Genomic DNA, 15495 nt, shown 5'->3' with positions numbered 1-15495 from the left:
CCATGGAAAAAGTGAAAAAAAAGACAAAAAACAGTAATGTAATAGTTCCGGTCATAGCCGTACTGATTGCACTCGTCATCGGAGCCATCGTGATGGTCATCGGTGGGTACAACCCGTTGATTGCCTATCAGTCGTTGGTTACAAAAGTATTCGGATCGGTTTATGATATCGGGGAAACGATTCGTGCTATCATTCCGCTACTTTTGAGTGGCCTTGCTGTTGCTGTGGCCAATAAAGCGGGTATATTCAACATCGGGGTGGACGGCCAAATCATCATGGGCGCCGTCAGTTCCCTTTTGGTAGGTACGCTCATCGAGATGCCGCCTATTCTGCACGGCATTGTGGCCATCTTGGTCGGTGTTGTTGCCGGTGGGTTATGGGGTGTTTTGGTTGCGGCCCTGAAGACTAAATTTGGAATCAATGAAGTCATCAGCTCGATCATGCTGAACTATATTGCTTTGTATTTCAGCCATATTTTGATCAAGAATTTCGCGACTCAGGAAGGGACGCAACGTTCCGCCATGATTAAAGAATCTGCTGGTATCACGTTCCCTTCCTTGAATGAAGTATTCAATGGTGCACGGATCCATTGGGGATTCTTTCTTGTCCCGTTCATCATCTTTGCTTTCTACTACTTCTTTGAGAAGACCCGCTGGGGATACGAAACCAAAGTAGTAGGCTTGAATCCGAATGCAGCTTCCTATGCCGGCATCCGGGTGAACCGCATTATGACCCGCACGATGTTCCTTTCAGGGGCTTTAGGTGGCTTGGTCGGCACGTTGGATACGCTGGGCGTTTATGGGTATGTCGCAATCAGTTCATCCACAAGCGGCATCGGTTTCGATGGTGTGGCCATTGCGTTGCTGGGCGGGAATTCCGCATTGGGAACGACCTTATCCGGGATCCTGATCGGGGCCTTGAATTACGGTTCTCAAGGGATGCAGTTCGGTGCGGGCGTGCCAAGCGAAATCATCGGTATTGTGATATCGCTGATTATTTTCTTTGTGGCAGCACCCGGCATCGTCAAAGCAGCATTGCCAAAGAAACCATTGCATAAAGAGGAGGCGAAATAGATGGTAGCCAATATTATAAGCGGCAGTTTGATTTTTGCTACAGCACTGTTGTTCGGTGCACTCGGCGGGATGCTCAGCGAGCGGGCAGGAGTCACCAACTTAGGAGTGGAAGGATTCATGATTTCTGGGGCCTTCTTCTCCGCTATCGGCGCCAACTTCGCCGAATCGATGGGAATGGGCGGGTTCAGCCCGTGGATTGGGTTGCTGTCGGCCTTTGTGTTCACTTCCTTGTTCTCAGGGATGCATGCGTTGGCGACCTTGAAATACAAGGCTGATCATGTCATCAGCGGGGTGGTCATCAACTTGCTGGCGGCCAACTTCACCTTTTTCTTGGTTAAATTGTTGTTTGATGGCGCGGCTGATACACCACGCTTGCGGAATATGTTCGCAAAAGTGAACATACCGGTATTATCCGACATACCATTCATTGGGGATGCCTTGTTCCGTTCCTATCCTACAACCTATTTGGCCTTCATTCTGGTCTTTGCCATCGGATTTTACTTCTTCCGTACACCTGCAGGCTTACGTCTGAGAGGGGTCGGCGAAAATCCTGGGTCCATCGATACTGCCGGGATCAACGTCATGAAAATTAAATTCTGGGCTGTGATGCTCAGTGGTTCGATTTCTTCCTTGGGAGGAGCGACGATTGTATTGACGACAAACGGAAACTTTTCGTTCAATACAATCGCCGGGCAAGGCTTTATCGCGATTGCGGCAGTCATTCTGGGACGCTGGAACCCATACGGCGTCATGATGGGAGCGTTACTTTTTGGATTCGCACAATCCATCAAAGACCAGATCCAAATCTTGGACTTTGCAAGTGCCATTCCGACTGAATTCTTCTATATGTTGCCATACATCGTGACCTTATTGGCGCTTATCTTCACAGGAAGAAAAACTAGGGGGCCAAAAGCGCTGGGTGTCCATTATGACGCGAGCGTGAGATGATGGAGCTATTGCAAGAACTTTTCCATGTGAAAGAGAAAGGCAGTTCGATACGGAGCGAAATGTTGGCGAGTGCGACTTCCTTCTTCTCCATCGTGTATATTGTGGCTGTCAATGCGCTTATTTTGTCGCAAGCAGGCATGGATTATAATTCTGTTGTGATCGCGACGATACTGACGACAGCCATCAGTAACATTCTGATGGGGCTGTATGCCAACTCCCCTTTGATACTTGCTCCGGGAATGAGCGACAATGCGTTCTTCACCTACATCTTGGTCGGAGCCTTTGCTTTTACTTGGCAAGAAAGCTTATCGATTATCTTTATCGTCGGTTTGCTCTTCTTCCTGTTGACGCATTTCAATGTGGTCAATCAACTCCTTCGCTCCATCCCGGTGACTTTGATCAAAGGGATGAGCGCGGGGGTCGGCTTCTTCCTGATATTCCTTGGCTTGAAGAACGGCGGAATCATCGTATCCTCAGAGGGTACAATCGTGGCACTGAACAATATTTTTCAACCGGTGCCGGTGACGCTGTTGGCTACCCTGTTGGTCGGACTGATTCTGTTCGTCAGAAATGTAAAAGGCAATTTTTTATTGACGATTATTTTCGGTGTTCTCATTTCCATTACTTTAGGGGTAACGGACATCAGCTCTTTTTCCTATTCCTTCATCGACCTGGGTTCCTTGGAGCCGTTTATCTTCCAACTTGATTTTTCGGGTGTGCTGTCGATGGACTATTGGGTTGCCGTATTTTCGCTCTTGATTTTGGTCGTTTTCCAAAATTTGGGGACACAGGTCAGTTTTTTGACCTCCGAACAACCCAAAGTGTTGAAACGAACGCTGGAATCGAATGCCTTGTCAGTGATGATTGCCGGTTTATTGGGATGCAGCTCCATCTGCACGAGTGCGGAAGGCGCAACGGGCATCGCAGTGGGAGGAAGGAGCGGCTTGACATCATTTATGGTGGGCGTTTATTTTCTCTTCACCATCGCATTGATTCCCTTCATCGCCCTTATTCCACTGGCTGTCATTTCGGCTTTGCTCATCATTGTGGGATCCTTGTTGGCTGCCAACAATCTGAAAGGCATCAATTTTGATGACTTCACGGAATATTTCCCGGCCATCCTGATGGTGCTGATGATGGTGTTGACGTTCAACATCGCGGACGGTATCGGCTGGGGCTTTATCCTGTATACGTTCATCAAAGTATTCTCGGGTGATCGGCAAGCTGTTTCGAAAATGATGTACGGATTGACGGGCATCTTTGTTCTGTATTTTGTTTTGAAATTCATTTAAAAGGGCAAAAAGCCTGTCTCTTTTTCGAGATAGGTTTTTTGCCTTTTGAGCAATACGCAGGATTGCCGGATTTTCACTCTGGAGAGTTGGTCCCCGTATGGATGCAGTGCTTCTTCTTTTATGGGCAGAAAATTTATTTGCACTTAAGGGTTGCAAACGCTTTCCGAACGTGCTATATTATTTGTGTAATCGGTTACACATTTACAACCAGCGGAGGTGAAGGAGAATGGCGACTATCAAGGAAGTGGCAGAATTGGCAGGTGTATCCGTGGCAACCGTTTCAAGGTTCATGAACAACAGTGGATATGTAGGGAAGGCTTCACGCGAAAAGGTCGAAAAAGCAATCAAGCTATTGAATTTTTCACCGAATGAAGTTGCGCGGTCCCTCTACCAAAAAAAATCCAAGCTGATCGGATTACTTTTGCCGGATATCGCAAACCCATTCTTCCCATTGGTTGCTAAAGGTGTGGAAGATAAGATAAATGAACTGGGCTACAGTTTGATTTTGGGGAATGTACAAGGCGATCTAGAGAAGGAAAAGGATTACTTGAAAATTTTCGCGCAAAATAATGTGGCGGGAGTCCTTTCCGCAGTACAAGGGAGTACGAAAGAGTTCCATGGCATGCCATTCGTGTTGTTGGATAGGGTCAGCGAGGATATAGAATTTGCCGTTCACACGGACGATTTTCACGGTGGTGAGTTGGCGGCGCAAGCAATCAGCGAGAGACAAGCAAAACATGTCGTCATCATGGTCGGACCTAAAGATGTGCCTAGTTCCCATGATCGGCTTTCCGGAAATCTGAAGGTATTGAACGAAAAAAATATCCCATACCAGCTGTACCAGACCGATACGTATCAATTTGATTCGGCGGAAAAGACTGCGCAGCATTTTTTGGACCAATTTCCGCATGCGGACAGCGTGATTGCTTCCAATGACGTGTACGCATTAGCAGTCATGAAGGAAGCTATCAAAAGAGGAATACGTATCCCAGAGGAACTTCAGATCATAGGCTATGACGATATGCCATTCGCTGCACTGATGTTTCCTGGGCTTTCCACAATTGCGCAACCAGCTTATGAGATAGGCTATCAAGCGGCAGATCTTCTGTGTAGACATATCGAGAACAAAATCATTCTGAAAAAAAGGATACAATTGCCTGTAACGTTAATAATAAGAGAATCATTGAGGGAGAAGATGGAAAATGGGTAATATTATGGTGTTAGGAAGCATTTCAACTGATTTTGTCGTCACAGCCGACAGACGCCCAGAAACCGGGGAGACCATCACGGGGAAGGACTTCAGGACCACTTTCGGAGGGAAAGGCGCTAATCAAGCGGTTGCCAGTGCGCGCTTGGGCGGACACGTATCGATGGTAGGAACTGTAGGCAACGATTTGTTCGGTAAGGAACTGATTGAGAACTTAATAAAAAACGGAATTGATACAAGCAATGTGGAACGGGTTACACATTTGCCTTCAGGATCAGCCCATATCACGATTGTCGACGGCGATAACGCGATCATCTATATCCCGGGTGCAAACAACGCTTTCGAAAGCGCAAGGCTGCAAAATCTGGAAACAGAACTTGAGAAAGTCGAGCTGATGGTCATCCAGAATGAGGTACCGCAAGAGATTGTCGAAGCCGTTATCGGACTGTGCTTTGAGAAAGGTGTAAAAGTACTCTACAATCCTGCACCTGCAAGGACAGTGGATGAGGCTTTATTGGAGAAAGTCACTTTCATGACACCAAATGAGAGCGAATACAAAATCATGTTCCCTGAATTATCACTTTCGGAAGGAATCAAGAAATACCCTGGAAAACTCATCGTCACACTTGGCTCCAAAGGCGTCTGCTACCATAATGGCTCGGTTGAGAGGAACGTTCCGGCATATGTTGTCGGACCAGTGGACACTACCGGAGCGGGGGACACGTTCAATGGTGCCTTTGCGGTAGGCATCGCATCAGGATTGGATATCGAAGCCAGCCTGCAACTCGGGAATCTGGCAGCGGCATTATCCGTACAGAAATTTGGAGCGCAAGGCGGCATGCCGACACTAGCTGAACTGAAGGAGAACGAACATTATGAAAAAACATGGAATCTTGAATAGTGATATTGCAAAAGTTTTGGCGGATCTGGGACATACAGATAAAGTTGTGATCGGTGATGCAGGTCTTCCGATACCGGAAGGCGTCAAAAAGATTGATTTATCCATACGTTTGCACGAACCTTCCTTTCAGACTGTTTTGGAGTTGTTGATGGAAGAGATGGAAGTGGAAAAAGTATTTTTGGCTGAGGAGATAAAGGTGCAGAATCCAGACCAATTTGAGCGTACTATGGATCGGATGGCAGGCGTTGACGTTGCCTTTGTCAGTCATGAGACCTTTAAGGAAATGACGGGTGATGCTAAAGCCATTATCCGGACAGGCGAAGCGACACCTTATTCCAATATCATACTGCAATCAGGAGTCCTATTTTAGGAGGGAAACAAATGGAAGTTGTGATGAAAGGAATCACGAAAAGCTTTGGCACCAACTACGTATTGAGGGGCGTTGACTTCACCATCAAAGCGGGAGAAGTGCATGCCTTAATGGGGGAAAACGGGGCCGGCAAATCGACACTGATGAATATTTTGACCGGACTTCATAAGCCGGATGCAGGCGAGATCCTAATAGATGGCAACCAAAAGCAATTTGATAGCCCTAAGGAAGCAGAGAAATTCGGATTGAGCTTCATCCATCAAGAAATGAATACCTGGCCTGAAATGACGGTAGTCGAAAATTTGTTTTTGGGAAATGAAATCAAAAACGATATCGGATGGATCGACAACAAAAAAATGAGAGCACTTGCCCTTGAGACATTCCGTGAGCTGGGTGTATCCTTGAATTTGGATGAAGAAGTGAAGAATTTGTCGGTAGGGCAACAACAGATGATCGAAATCGCGAAGTCCTTACTTTCCGATGGTGAAGTGATCATTATGGACGAACCTACGGCAGCCTTGACGGAAAGGGAAATCGAGGTATTGTTCAGGATTATCCAGAACCTGAAGCAAAAGAATGTGGCCATCATCTACATTTCCCATAGAATGGAAGAAATCTTCAAAATCAGTGACCGCATCACGGTCATGCGTGACGGTATATCCGTTGACACGAAGCGGACAGCGGACACTAGCAACGATGAAGTGGTGCGTAAAATGGTCGGTAGGGACCTCGCTGATTATTATCCGGCGAAGACCTCCAAAATCGGACCTATCGTTTTCGAAGCAAAGAAACTTTCATCTGAACGGAAATTCCAGGATGTGTCCTTCCAAATTAAAGCAGGGGAAATCGTTGGTTTTTCGGGACTCATGGGAGCAGGTCGGACTGAAATCATGCGGAGCATCTTTGGAATCGATCCGCTCGACAGTGGCGATATTTATCTTGAAGATAAGAAAATAACAATTTCCAATCCAAATGATGCCATTCGTCAAGGCATCGGTTTCTTGACGGAGAACCGAAAAGAAGAAGGTTTAATTCTAGATTATTCCATCAGTGAGAACATCAGCCTTCCTTCAATAGACGGTTTCCGTAAGAATGGCCTGATCGACACACAAGCTGAAAAGGATTTTGTTGAACTGCTGATGGAACGCTTGCAGGTCAAGGCCGAAGGGAGCGACGATATCGTGTCCGGATTATCTGGAGGGAACCAACAGAAAGTCGTTTTGGCCAAATGGATCGGCATCGGCTCCAAAGTTTTGATTTTGGACGAACCGACGCGCGGTGTGGATGTAGGCGCCAAACGTGAAATCTATCAATTGATGAATGAACTGGCGGACAGAGGCGTTGCCATCGTTATGGTTTCGAGTGATTTGCCTGAAGTGCTTGGTGTAAGTGATCGCATTGTGGTTGTCCATGAAGGGAAAATATCCGGTGAGTTGCAGCGTGGAGAGGCGACAGAAGAGAAAATCATGAAATTAGCAACGGGGGTAATGTAAATGAATCTAGGAATACAAGCCTTAAAAAGTAACAAAGAAAAGGGTCCGGCAAAAAAAAGGCTGAATAAATTGGGACCTTTGCTCGCATTAGTTGTGCTGGTCATATTTGTCACCATCATGAACCCGAGCTTCATGTCACCCACCAATCTCCTGAACCTTTTGAGACAAGTTTCCACAAATGCACTTATCGCTTTCGGTATGACCTTTGTCATCATCACGGGTGGAATTGACCTTTCTGTAGGTTCGACGCTTGCGCTCAGCAGTGCTTTGATGGCAGGCCTGATCGCTTCCGGTCTGAATCCTGTCCTTGCGATGGGAGTGGGCTTGGTGCTTGGTGCCTTTTTGGGAGCCTGCAATGGTGTAATGATCACAAAAGGTAAAATGGCGCCATTCATTGCGACGCTTGCAACGATGACGATCTATCGCGGACTTACTTTGGTGTACACGGATGGGAATCCTATCACCGGTATCGGGAATAGTTTCATATTCAAATATATGGGCCGAGGCTATCTTTTCGGCATTCCTTTCCCGGTAGTTGTGATGCTGCTCTTCTTCGGAGTGTTGTATGTGCTTTTGCATAAAATGACATTCGGCAGAAAGACGTTCGCACTTGGTGGGAATGAGAAGGCTGCGTTCATTGCCGGCATCAAGAGTGACCGCATCAAAATCGCCATCTATTCCATTTCCGGATTGATGGCTGCAGTCGCTGGTATCATCATCACTTCTCGTTTGAACTCTGCTCAACCGACTGCGGGTAATGCCTATGAAATGGACGCGATCGCATCCGTTGTTCTTGGAGGAACCAGTCTATCCGGAGGACGCGGAAGATTAGTGGGGACATTGATCGGAGCGTTGATCATCGGTACGCTGAACAACGGCTTGAACCTATTGGGTGTATCGAGTTTCTATCAGCAAGTGGTTAAAGGTGTTGTCATCATCATCGCTGTTTTATTGGATCGTAAGAACAAAAAATAGGAGGAATAAAAATGAAAAAATTATTGGGATTGACTGCTGCTTCTTTGTTACTGTTGGCTGGATGCGGAGGCGCTACATTGGAAGGCGACAACGCAGAAAGTGTTGCTGTCGAAGAGAAGGAAGCTTCTGAATTGGTTGTGGGTGCCTCTATTTCAACTTTGAACAATCCGTTCTTTGTTTCACTGGAAGCCGGCATCACTGGACTAGCGGAAGAAAATGGTACGAGAATCATCACTGTCGATGCCCAGGATGATACGGCAAAACAGACGAATGATGTGGATGATCTTATCCAGCAGGGAGTCGATGTATTGCTGATCAATCCGGTTGATTCGGCTGCGATTGCTCCTGCTGTGGAAGCCGCAAACAGCGCTGGCATCCCTGTCATCACAATCGATCGTTCCAGCGACGGCGGCGAAGTGGTTACCTTGGTTGCCTCAGATAATGCAGCCGGAGGAGAGTTGGCTGCGCAATACATTGTCGAATTATCAGGAGAAGGAGCCAACACAGTCCAATTGGAAGGCGTTCCTGGTGCTTCTGCAACCCGTGAAAGAGGAGAAGGCTTTGCGAAAATCGCTGAGGAGTCATTGAATCTATTGGACAGCCAAACAGCCAATTTTGATCGCGCTGAAGGACTGACTGTTATGGAAAATATGCTGCAGGCGCATGCGGATATCCAAGCGGTATTTGCTCAAAATGATGAAATGGCTTTGGGTGCCATTGAAGCGATTGAAGCTGCCGGTTTGACCGGCAAAATCCAAGTGGTCGGCTTTGACGGAACGGAAGATGGTATGAATGCCGTTGAAGAAGGAAAAATGAGTGCGACAGTCGCACAACAACCTGAAGAAATGGGTAGATTGGCTTTACAAGCAGCCTTTGATTTCTTTGCCGGCAAGGAAGTGGACGCGTATATCCCTTCTCCGCTTGAGTTGGTCAAAAAATAAATAAAAAGTGTCTTGCAGCAACTCGAAGTGACTGCAAGTGAAGAAAGCCCCTGCTCTCGCGCCTTAGTTGCGTGAGGGCAGGGGCTTTCTGGTGCAATCCAGTTTAGTGCGCTGCGCATGGCTTTAGATATACGGGATTTAGCAGTCTCAGCTGATCTGAATAGCTCCTCGATTATATCAATATTTCCCCTTTTCTGCTGAAAAACTCTTGTAAATCTGCCTTCAAAATGGTACATTCTCATTGTAATCTAATGTTCGGAAGAAAGAAGGAAATTCCATGAACTACGTATTTATCTCTCCCCATTTCCCCAGTAATTTCAAGAATTTCGCAGTCGGTCTGAAGCGAGCAGGTGTGAATGTCTTTGGTGTCGCCAGCGAGCCGTTTGAGTTGCTGGATGCTGACTTGCGTGAGAGCTTGACCGAGTATTATCGCGTCAATGATATGGAAAATTATGACGAAATGCTGCGCGCCGTGGCTTACTTGACTTACAAACATGGCAAGATGGACCGTATCGAATCGCATAACGAATATTGGTTGGCGCAGGATGCGCGTCTGCGCACTGATTTCAACGTCTTCGGCTTCAAAAATGAGGATATGGCCTTCGTAAAACTGAAGTCCGCCATGAAAGAAAAATTCAGAGAAGTCGGCATTCGGGTAGCGCGCGGGCGCGTCATCGGCGACTATCACGATGCCCTCGGGTTATGCCACGAATACGGCTTCCCGGTCTGCATCAAGCCTGATTCCGGTGTAGGTGCGGCGGATACGCACAAAATCCGTTCTGAAGAGGAGCTCGGACACTTTTTCCATGTGAAGAATCCGTATGAATCCTATATTCTTGAGGAATTCATCGACGGAAAGATCGTTACGTATGACGGTCTGACCGATGCCGCGGGGAATATTCTTTTTGATGCCACACTTGTGTACGAAAAAGCAGTGTTGGAAATCGTCGAAAAAAATGCGGATATGTTCTACTATGTCGACCGCAATATGCCGGAAGACTTGCGCGAAATCGGAACCAAGCTCGTTCAGGCCTTCAATGTCCGCGAGCGTTTCTTCCATTTTGAGTTTTTCCGTTTACCTGACGGCAGCCTTGTTGCCTTGGAAGCCAACCTGCGTCCGCCTGGTGGGCATACGATGGACATGTGGAACTGGGCAAATGATGTCGATCTCTACGCCGCTTACGGAAATCTGGTTGCGACCGGCAATTTCACGGCGCAGATGAACACGCCTTACTATTGCTGCTACGTCAGCCGCAAGGGCGTCCATCCTTACCGCTTCACGCATGAGGAAGTGATCGCCCGTTACGGAGGCAATGTCGTCCTGTTCGAAGAAATGCCGGGGATTTTTGCGGCTATCATGGGGGATTTCGGCTACGTCATACGTGCAGCAGAATATCAAGAACTGATGGACATTATCCATATGATTTCCATAACCGAATAGACTGGGGGAAATAAAATGCACGTAGAATATTCATCACAATGGAGCGGTCACTTGAACCGTGAGATGCGTTTCAATCGCTATGGACATGCGGGTAAACCGATCATCGTCTTCCCGTCATCCGGAGGCAGCCACAACGAATACGCGGACTTCGGCATGATCGAAGCCTGCCAGTGGTTCATCGACCAAGGCTTGGTGCAGTTTTATACACCCGACAGCATGGATAACGAATCTTGGCTGTGCGAATGGAAAAGTCCGTACGACCGCGCCAACATGCACGAACGCTATGACCGCTACATCATCGAGGAACTCGTGCCGCACATCAAGCATCAGACGAACCACCAAGGACCGATGATCACGACCGGCTGCAGCATGGGCGGCTACCACAGCCTGAACTTTTACCTGCGCCATCCGGATGTTTTCGATAGTGTCATCGCGCTGAGTGGTCTTTACGATGTCCGTTACTTCTTTGGAAATTACCATGATCGCAACGTCTATGAGAACTCGCCGATCGACTACCTTTGGAATCTGAACGACGGCTGGTTCCTGGACAAATACCGTTCCGGCAACATCATCGTCGCGACCGGCCAAGGCAACTGGGAAGAAGTCAGCATCCGCGACACGCGCAAGATCGAAGAAGTGATGCGCTTCAAGAACATCCCCGCCTGGATCGATTTCTGGGGCGAGAACGTCCACCACGACTGGGAATGGTGGCGCGTCCAGATGCCTTATTTCCTGGGCAAACTGAATGAGCAAGGAAAGCTATAATAAATAAGAAACTCCCGTCCTTTCAGCGTTTTTGCTGAGAGGGCTTTTTGTTGAGTGGGGATGAAATCGTCGGGGCCGAGGTCGGGCCGGCCACCTTTTTTGCGCGTAACCATGGATAACTGGCCATTATCCATGGTTTTCGTCCGGTAGCGGTTCGAAAAGATGGATTAATAAATTTTATTCCTCTTTTTCGCACGCCAGACACTCAAAACCATGAATACTTTTCGGTTATTCATGGTTTAGCCAGGCATTATACTTAAGCCAAGCAACCCGCTGAACGTTTTTACCTATCAATAGTGATCGGTAATCTGGATTATCGTAAAATTTATATAAATGCTATGATAAGCAAACGCAAATGTAAATATGAATAATTAATTTGGATATAATATAATGCGAAAAAGTACCAGGGGGAACGATATGAGAAGAGAAAAATGGTTGTTTTCAACAACATTGGCTATAAGTTTGGTACTGGCAGGTTGCTCAACAGGAGGGGCTGAAAGTGCAGATAGTGAGGCTGCAAGTAACGCCAATGCCAAAGCGGAAGTGGAACAGGTCATCACCGTGACGAACAGCGGCGAATTGGGAACTTTGGATAACGCCTTGGCTCCTGATATATCGAGTATGGTCGTCATCGGGAACGCTATTGAAGGCTTGTATCGTATCGGTGCTGATGGCGCATTGGAACTTGGGGTTGCTTCCGAGGAACCAAGCGTCAGCGAGGATGGTCTGGAATACACGTTTAAGATCAAGGAGGATGCGAACTGGTCCAACGGAGATCCGGTTACGGCGGAGGATTTTATTTATACCTATCAAAAAATTGTGGATGCGAATACCGGCTCTCCAAACGTAAACAAGTTTTATGTCTTGAAGAATGCCCAAGCGATCAATGGCGGAACATTGGATAAAACGGAACTAGGTGTGGAAGCCATCGATGAAAAAACAGTCAAATTTACTTTGGCGTATCCGACCACTTATTTCAAGGAACTCTTAGGGATGGTGGCTTATCTTCCTCAGAACCATATCGTGGCCACCGAATTGGGCAGCGCGTACGGAACGAATAGTGAGAATACCGTGTACAACGGTCCTTTCATCGTGGAAGGCTGGGAAGGTACAGACCTGAACTGGTCATTTGTTCCGAATGAAGAATATTGGGATGTGGAAAATGTGCAACTCGACCAGATCAATTGGGAAGTCACTAAGGATGTGGCGACGAACGTCAATCTTTTTGAATCAGGCGATGTCCAGTTTACCCAAATCGGTAACCCACATATCGAGCAATATGAAGGCTCCGATGCTTTGGTCACCGAACCTAAAGCTTTGGTCGGCTATCTGTGGTTCAATCAAGACCGAACAAGTACGGGAAATGTTCATCTGAGAAAAGCGTTATCGCAGTCTTTCGACAAGGAGGCCTATGTTGAAACGGTCCTGAATGACGGATCTGTGCCTTTAAACGGCCATGTTCCTTCAAACTATGCCTATAACCCGGAGACGAAAGAAGATTTCCGTGCAGAAAATGGCGATTTGAGTGTGAGCGACATTGAGGCTGCCCAAGCAGAATGGGAACTTGCCAAAGCTGAATTGGGCATTGAAACGTTGGAAATCGAACTGTTGACATCCGATGCGGATACATCCAAGACGACTTCCGAATTCCTGCAGGCTGAGTGGCAAAAAAATCTGCCTGGACTGACCGTCACAATCCGGAATGTTCCTTTGAAGAGTCGTCTGGAAGCTACTGCCAACAGTGAATATGACATTGCCTACGGTACCTCAACTCCTAGCTATGCCGATCCGATTGCCTTCTTGGATATGTACGAATCGACGAATGCTATGAACAGCTCCAATTACGCCAATGAGGAATACGATGCGTTGCTTGCCGACACAAGAGGTGCATACGCAAACGATCCGGAAAAACGTTGGGGAGCTTTGCTGGCAGCCGAAAAATTGTTGCTGACCGAAGATGCTGCGGCAGCACCGATCTATCAGGGAGCCAACGCAAACTTGGTTGATCCTTCTTTGAAAGATGTCCAAATACAACCGGTTGGTATTCCTATGTACTTCCGTACGGCTTACGTTGCAGAATGAAAAACTGTTATAAATAAAAACCTCCCGCCCTTTCAGGTACCTGAAAGGGCGGGAGGTTTTTGTTGAAGTATTTAATCTATACCTTGAAGAAACTAAGCCAAAATCGCTTTTTCTAGCGGAGACCCGTTCTTATGAAAGCCTTCCATTTTGTATTCGCCTGAAAATTTAGAAACTTTATCCATATTTGTAATGACTACTATGATGGATGAATCTTTCTTTTCATTCGCAAGAGTTTGTAGATCCACGTGAGCAATTTTTGTTTGTGGTGTAACAGAGTCTCCTTTTTTAACGAATACATCAAATCCCTTTCCGTTTAAACTTACTGTATCGATACCCATGTGAATCAATATTTCTAAGCCGTTATCAGTAGTAATACCAATGGCATGTTTCGTAGGAAATATTGTATGGATAGTTCCACTAACGGGTGCATAGATATCACCTGAATTTGATTTCATAGCATAGCCATCTCCAACTAGCTTACTAGAAAATACATCATCGGATACATCTTCTAATGGAACATAAACACCGTCAGTTACTGATAGTAATTCAACTTCATTAGCTAGAGAGGTACTTGATTGATTGGGTACCGTAACATAAACAATGATGAAGGAAAGGACTAAAGCAATCCCAATGCCTAAAACTGCAAAGATGAAGTATTCTCCGATGTAGGCTGGCAAACTAAAAATACTTGAGAGAATATACCCGTAAATTCGAACCCCGAAGAAACTAATGAAAGCGGAAGCAACTGAACTTCCGATAGAAGCAGCAATAAATGCTTTTTTGTATTTTGTTAAAACCCCAAATAATGCAGGTTCCGTAATCCCAAGTAAGCCAGATACAGCAGCGGAGACAATAATTGATTTTTCTTCTTTTGTTTTTACTTTGGTATACATTGCTGCAGTCGCGCCTGTGATGGCCATATTTGCCATCAACATCATAGGCATCAACATGTCATACCCTTGAGTTGCAAAATTTTGTAAGGCGATGGGTGTCATCGCATGATGTAGTCCAGTTAGGATGGCAATTGGACGAATTACTCCGACCACTACACCCGCTAGTACTGGCGATATGGTAAATAACCAGCTTACTCCATCGGCCAATAGATTTCCTAAATGAATGCCGATTGGGCCAATGACTACTAATGTGACTATACCGGAAAGAAACAAAGAAATTGTAGGTGTAAAAACTGTCCTTAATACTTCAGGTAAATGTTTGTCAACCCATCGATAAATGTAGCTAAGCGCTAATACCGCAAAAATTATCGGGATTACGGTTCCGGCGTAGTTGAAAACAGGTACTGGTAAAATCCCAAACAATAAGAATTGTGAAATTTCTCCTGCGACAACTGCTTCGGTCATTGTTGGAAATTGTAAGGTAGCTGCAATAGCAATTGCTAAATACTGGTTTGTTTTGAATATTTTTGCAGCGGATACAGCAACAAAGAACGGCATAAAAGTAAAAACGCCACTTGCTAACATATTGATTACTTGATACGTCGGAGTGGTATTAGAGATCACATTTGATGCAACCAGACCGGCTATTAACCCCTTGATCATTCCAGCGCCTGCGATAGCTGGTACGATAGGTCCGAAAACACCTGATACAGTATCCATAAATACTGACACTAAACCTTTACTCTTAACCTCTTGCTTAAGCTCATTGTTAGCAAGGTCAAGACCTAATTGCTTTGATAGTGGTGTGTAGTAATCTTCGACATTTGTGCCAATAACAATCTGTAATTGATCACTCTGATATTTCGTACCTATAACTTCAGAGATATTATTGAGATTATCGTAGTTAACCTTTTGAATGTCTTTAAGGTTAAACCGTAACCGGGTCATACAATGCCAAGCGTTGTTTACGTTCTCTATGCCGCCAATATTGTCAATAATCTGCTTTGCAACATCTTCATGTTTCATTATACTCATCCTTCACTCATTTATTTTCGCATAGCTATGTGTCCGCTTGCAAGATGAATCATAGCATAATATATAAGATTGTAAAACC

Annotated in this window: 13 protein-coding genes; 12 read left to right on the top strand and 1 reads right to left on the bottom strand. The window is 46.1% G+C overall.

All coding sequences use genetic code 11. The annotated features are described in order from the left end of the window. The first annotated feature begins 2 nt into the window (after positions 1–2). From BLV66_RS10550 to BLV66_RS10495, 12 genes are all read left to right on the top strand, one after another. Positions 3–1073 carry an ABC transporter permease gene (locus BLV66_RS10550; RefSeq protein ID WP_086986132.1) on the top strand — a complete coding sequence of 357 codons (1071 nt, stop codon included), beginning with the start codon at positions 3–5 and terminating at the stop codon, positions 1071–1073. Next, a complete protein-coding gene (locus tag BLV66_RS10545; RefSeq protein ID WP_086986131.1) occupies positions 1074–2021 on the top strand; it encodes an ABC transporter permease in 948 nt (315 codons plus the stop codon). It abuts the gene before it with no gap. Further along, positions 2018–3313: an NCS2 family permease gene (locus BLV66_RS10540; protein ID WP_086986130.1), complete on the top strand. Its 1296-nt coding sequence runs from the start codon at positions 2018–2020 to the stop codon at positions 3311–3313. Before BLV66_RS10545 ends, BLV66_RS10540 begins: the two co-directional genes overlap by 4 nt. A 226-nt stretch (positions 3314–3539) precedes the next feature. Beyond that, positions 3540–4523 carry a LacI family DNA-binding transcriptional regulator gene (locus BLV66_RS10535; protein ID WP_086986129.1) on the top strand — a complete coding sequence of 328 codons (984 nt, stop codon included), beginning with the start codon at positions 3540–3542 and terminating at the stop codon, positions 4521–4523. Next, positions 4516–5421: a ribokinase gene (gene rbsK / locus BLV66_RS10530; RefSeq protein WP_086986128.1), complete on the top strand. Its 906-nt coding sequence runs from the start codon at positions 4516–4518 to the stop codon at positions 5419–5421. The genes BLV66_RS10535 and rbsK overlap by 8 nt, the downstream gene beginning before the upstream one ends. Continuing rightward, entirely contained in the window at positions 5396–5791 is a 396-nt protein-coding gene (gene rbsD, locus BLV66_RS10525; protein ID WP_086986127.1) for a D-ribose pyranase, read from the top strand. Before rbsK ends, rbsD begins: the two co-directional genes overlap by 26 nt. Before the next feature lie 11 nt (positions 5792–5802). Then, on the top strand, positions 5803–7284 hold the full coding sequence (locus tag BLV66_RS10520) for a sugar ABC transporter ATP-binding protein (protein ID WP_086986126.1): 1482 nt from the start codon (positions 5803–5805) through the stop codon (positions 7282–7284). Then, positions 7285–8259: an ABC transporter permease gene (locus tag BLV66_RS10515; RefSeq protein ID WP_086986125.1), complete on the top strand. Its 975-nt coding sequence runs from the start codon at positions 7285–7287 to the stop codon at positions 8257–8259. It begins immediately after the preceding gene. 11 nt (positions 8260–8270) lie between these two features. Then, positions 8271–9200, top strand: coding sequence for a substrate-binding domain-containing protein (locus tag BLV66_RS10510; RefSeq protein WP_086986124.1), 930 nt, complete (start codon positions 8271–8273; stop codon positions 9198–9200). 277 nt (positions 9201–9477) lie between these two features. Beyond that, a complete protein-coding gene (locus tag BLV66_RS10505; protein ID WP_086986123.1) occupies positions 9478–10641 on the top strand; it encodes an ATP-grasp domain-containing protein in 1164 nt (387 codons plus the stop codon). 15 nt (positions 10642–10656) lie between these two features. Beyond that, positions 10657–11406 carry an esterase family protein gene (locus BLV66_RS10500; RefSeq protein ID WP_086986122.1) on the top strand — a complete coding sequence of 250 codons (750 nt, stop codon included), beginning with the start codon at positions 10657–10659 and terminating at the stop codon, positions 11404–11406. Between the two features lie 417 nt (positions 11407–11823). Continuing rightward, complete coding sequence (locus BLV66_RS10495) at positions 11824–13488, top strand: peptide ABC transporter substrate-binding protein (protein ID WP_086986121.1); 1665 nt, start codon at positions 11824–11826, stop codon at positions 13486–13488. 92 nt (positions 13489–13580) lie between these two features. On the opposite strand, the gene BLV66_RS10490 is transcribed toward BLV66_RS10495, so the two are convergent. After that, positions 13581–15407, bottom strand: a complete 1827-nt coding sequence (locus tag BLV66_RS10490; RefSeq protein ID WP_086986120.1) for a glucose PTS transporter subunit IIA — start codon at positions 15405–15407, stop codon at positions 13581–13583. Positions 15408–15495: the final 88 nt, after the last annotated feature.

It is taken from the genome of Trichococcus collinsii, from assembly GCF_900107505.1.
Taxonomy (GTDB): domain Bacteria; phylum Bacillota; class Bacilli; order Lactobacillales; family Aerococcaceae; genus Trichococcus; species Trichococcus collinsii.
Note: the sequence above shows the minus strand (reverse complement) of the source record. Positions and strands in the feature narration are given on the sequence as shown.

Coding starts and splice junctions, on each gene's coding strand:
- rbsD (WP_086986127.1), top strand. CDS start 5,396: ATGAAAAAACATGGAATCTTGAATAGTGATATTGCAAAAGTTTTGGCG.
- rbsK (WP_086986128.1), top strand. CDS start 4,516: ATGGGTAATATTATGGTGTTAGGAAGCATTTCAACTGATTTTGTCGTC.
- BLV66_RS10500 (WP_086986122.1), top strand. CDS start 10,657: ATGCACGTAGAATATTCATCACAATGGAGCGGTCACTTGAACCGTGAG.
- BLV66_RS10535 (WP_086986129.1), top strand. CDS start 3,540: ATGGCGACTATCAAGGAAGTGGCAGAATTGGCAGGTGTATCCGTGGCA.
- BLV66_RS10515 (WP_086986125.1), top strand. CDS start 7,285: ATGAATCTAGGAATACAAGCCTTAAAAAGTAACAAAGAAAAGGGTCCG.
- BLV66_RS10545 (WP_086986131.1), top strand. CDS start 1,074: ATGGTAGCCAATATTATAAGCGGCAGTTTGATTTTTGCTACAGCACTG.
- BLV66_RS10540 (WP_086986130.1), top strand. CDS start 2,018: ATGATGGAGCTATTGCAAGAACTTTTCCATGTGAAAGAGAAAGGCAGT.
- BLV66_RS10490 (WP_086986120.1), bottom strand. CDS start 15,407: ATGAAACATGAAGATGTTGCAAAGCAGATTATTGACAATATTGGCGGC.
- BLV66_RS10550 (WP_086986132.1), top strand. CDS start 3: ATGGAAAAAGTGAAAAAAAAGACAAAAAACAGTAATGTAATAGTTCCG.
- BLV66_RS10520 (WP_086986126.1), top strand. CDS start 5,803: ATGGAAGTTGTGATGAAAGGAATCACGAAAAGCTTTGGCACCAACTAC.
- BLV66_RS10505 (WP_086986123.1), top strand. CDS start 9,478: ATGAACTACGTATTTATCTCTCCCCATTTCCCCAGTAATTTCAAGAAT.
- BLV66_RS10510 (WP_086986124.1), top strand. CDS start 8,271: ATGAAAAAATTATTGGGATTGACTGCTGCTTCTTTGTTACTGTTGGCT.
- BLV66_RS10495 (WP_086986121.1), top strand. CDS start 11,824: ATGAGAAGAGAAAAATGGTTGTTTTCAACAACATTGGCTATAAGTTTG.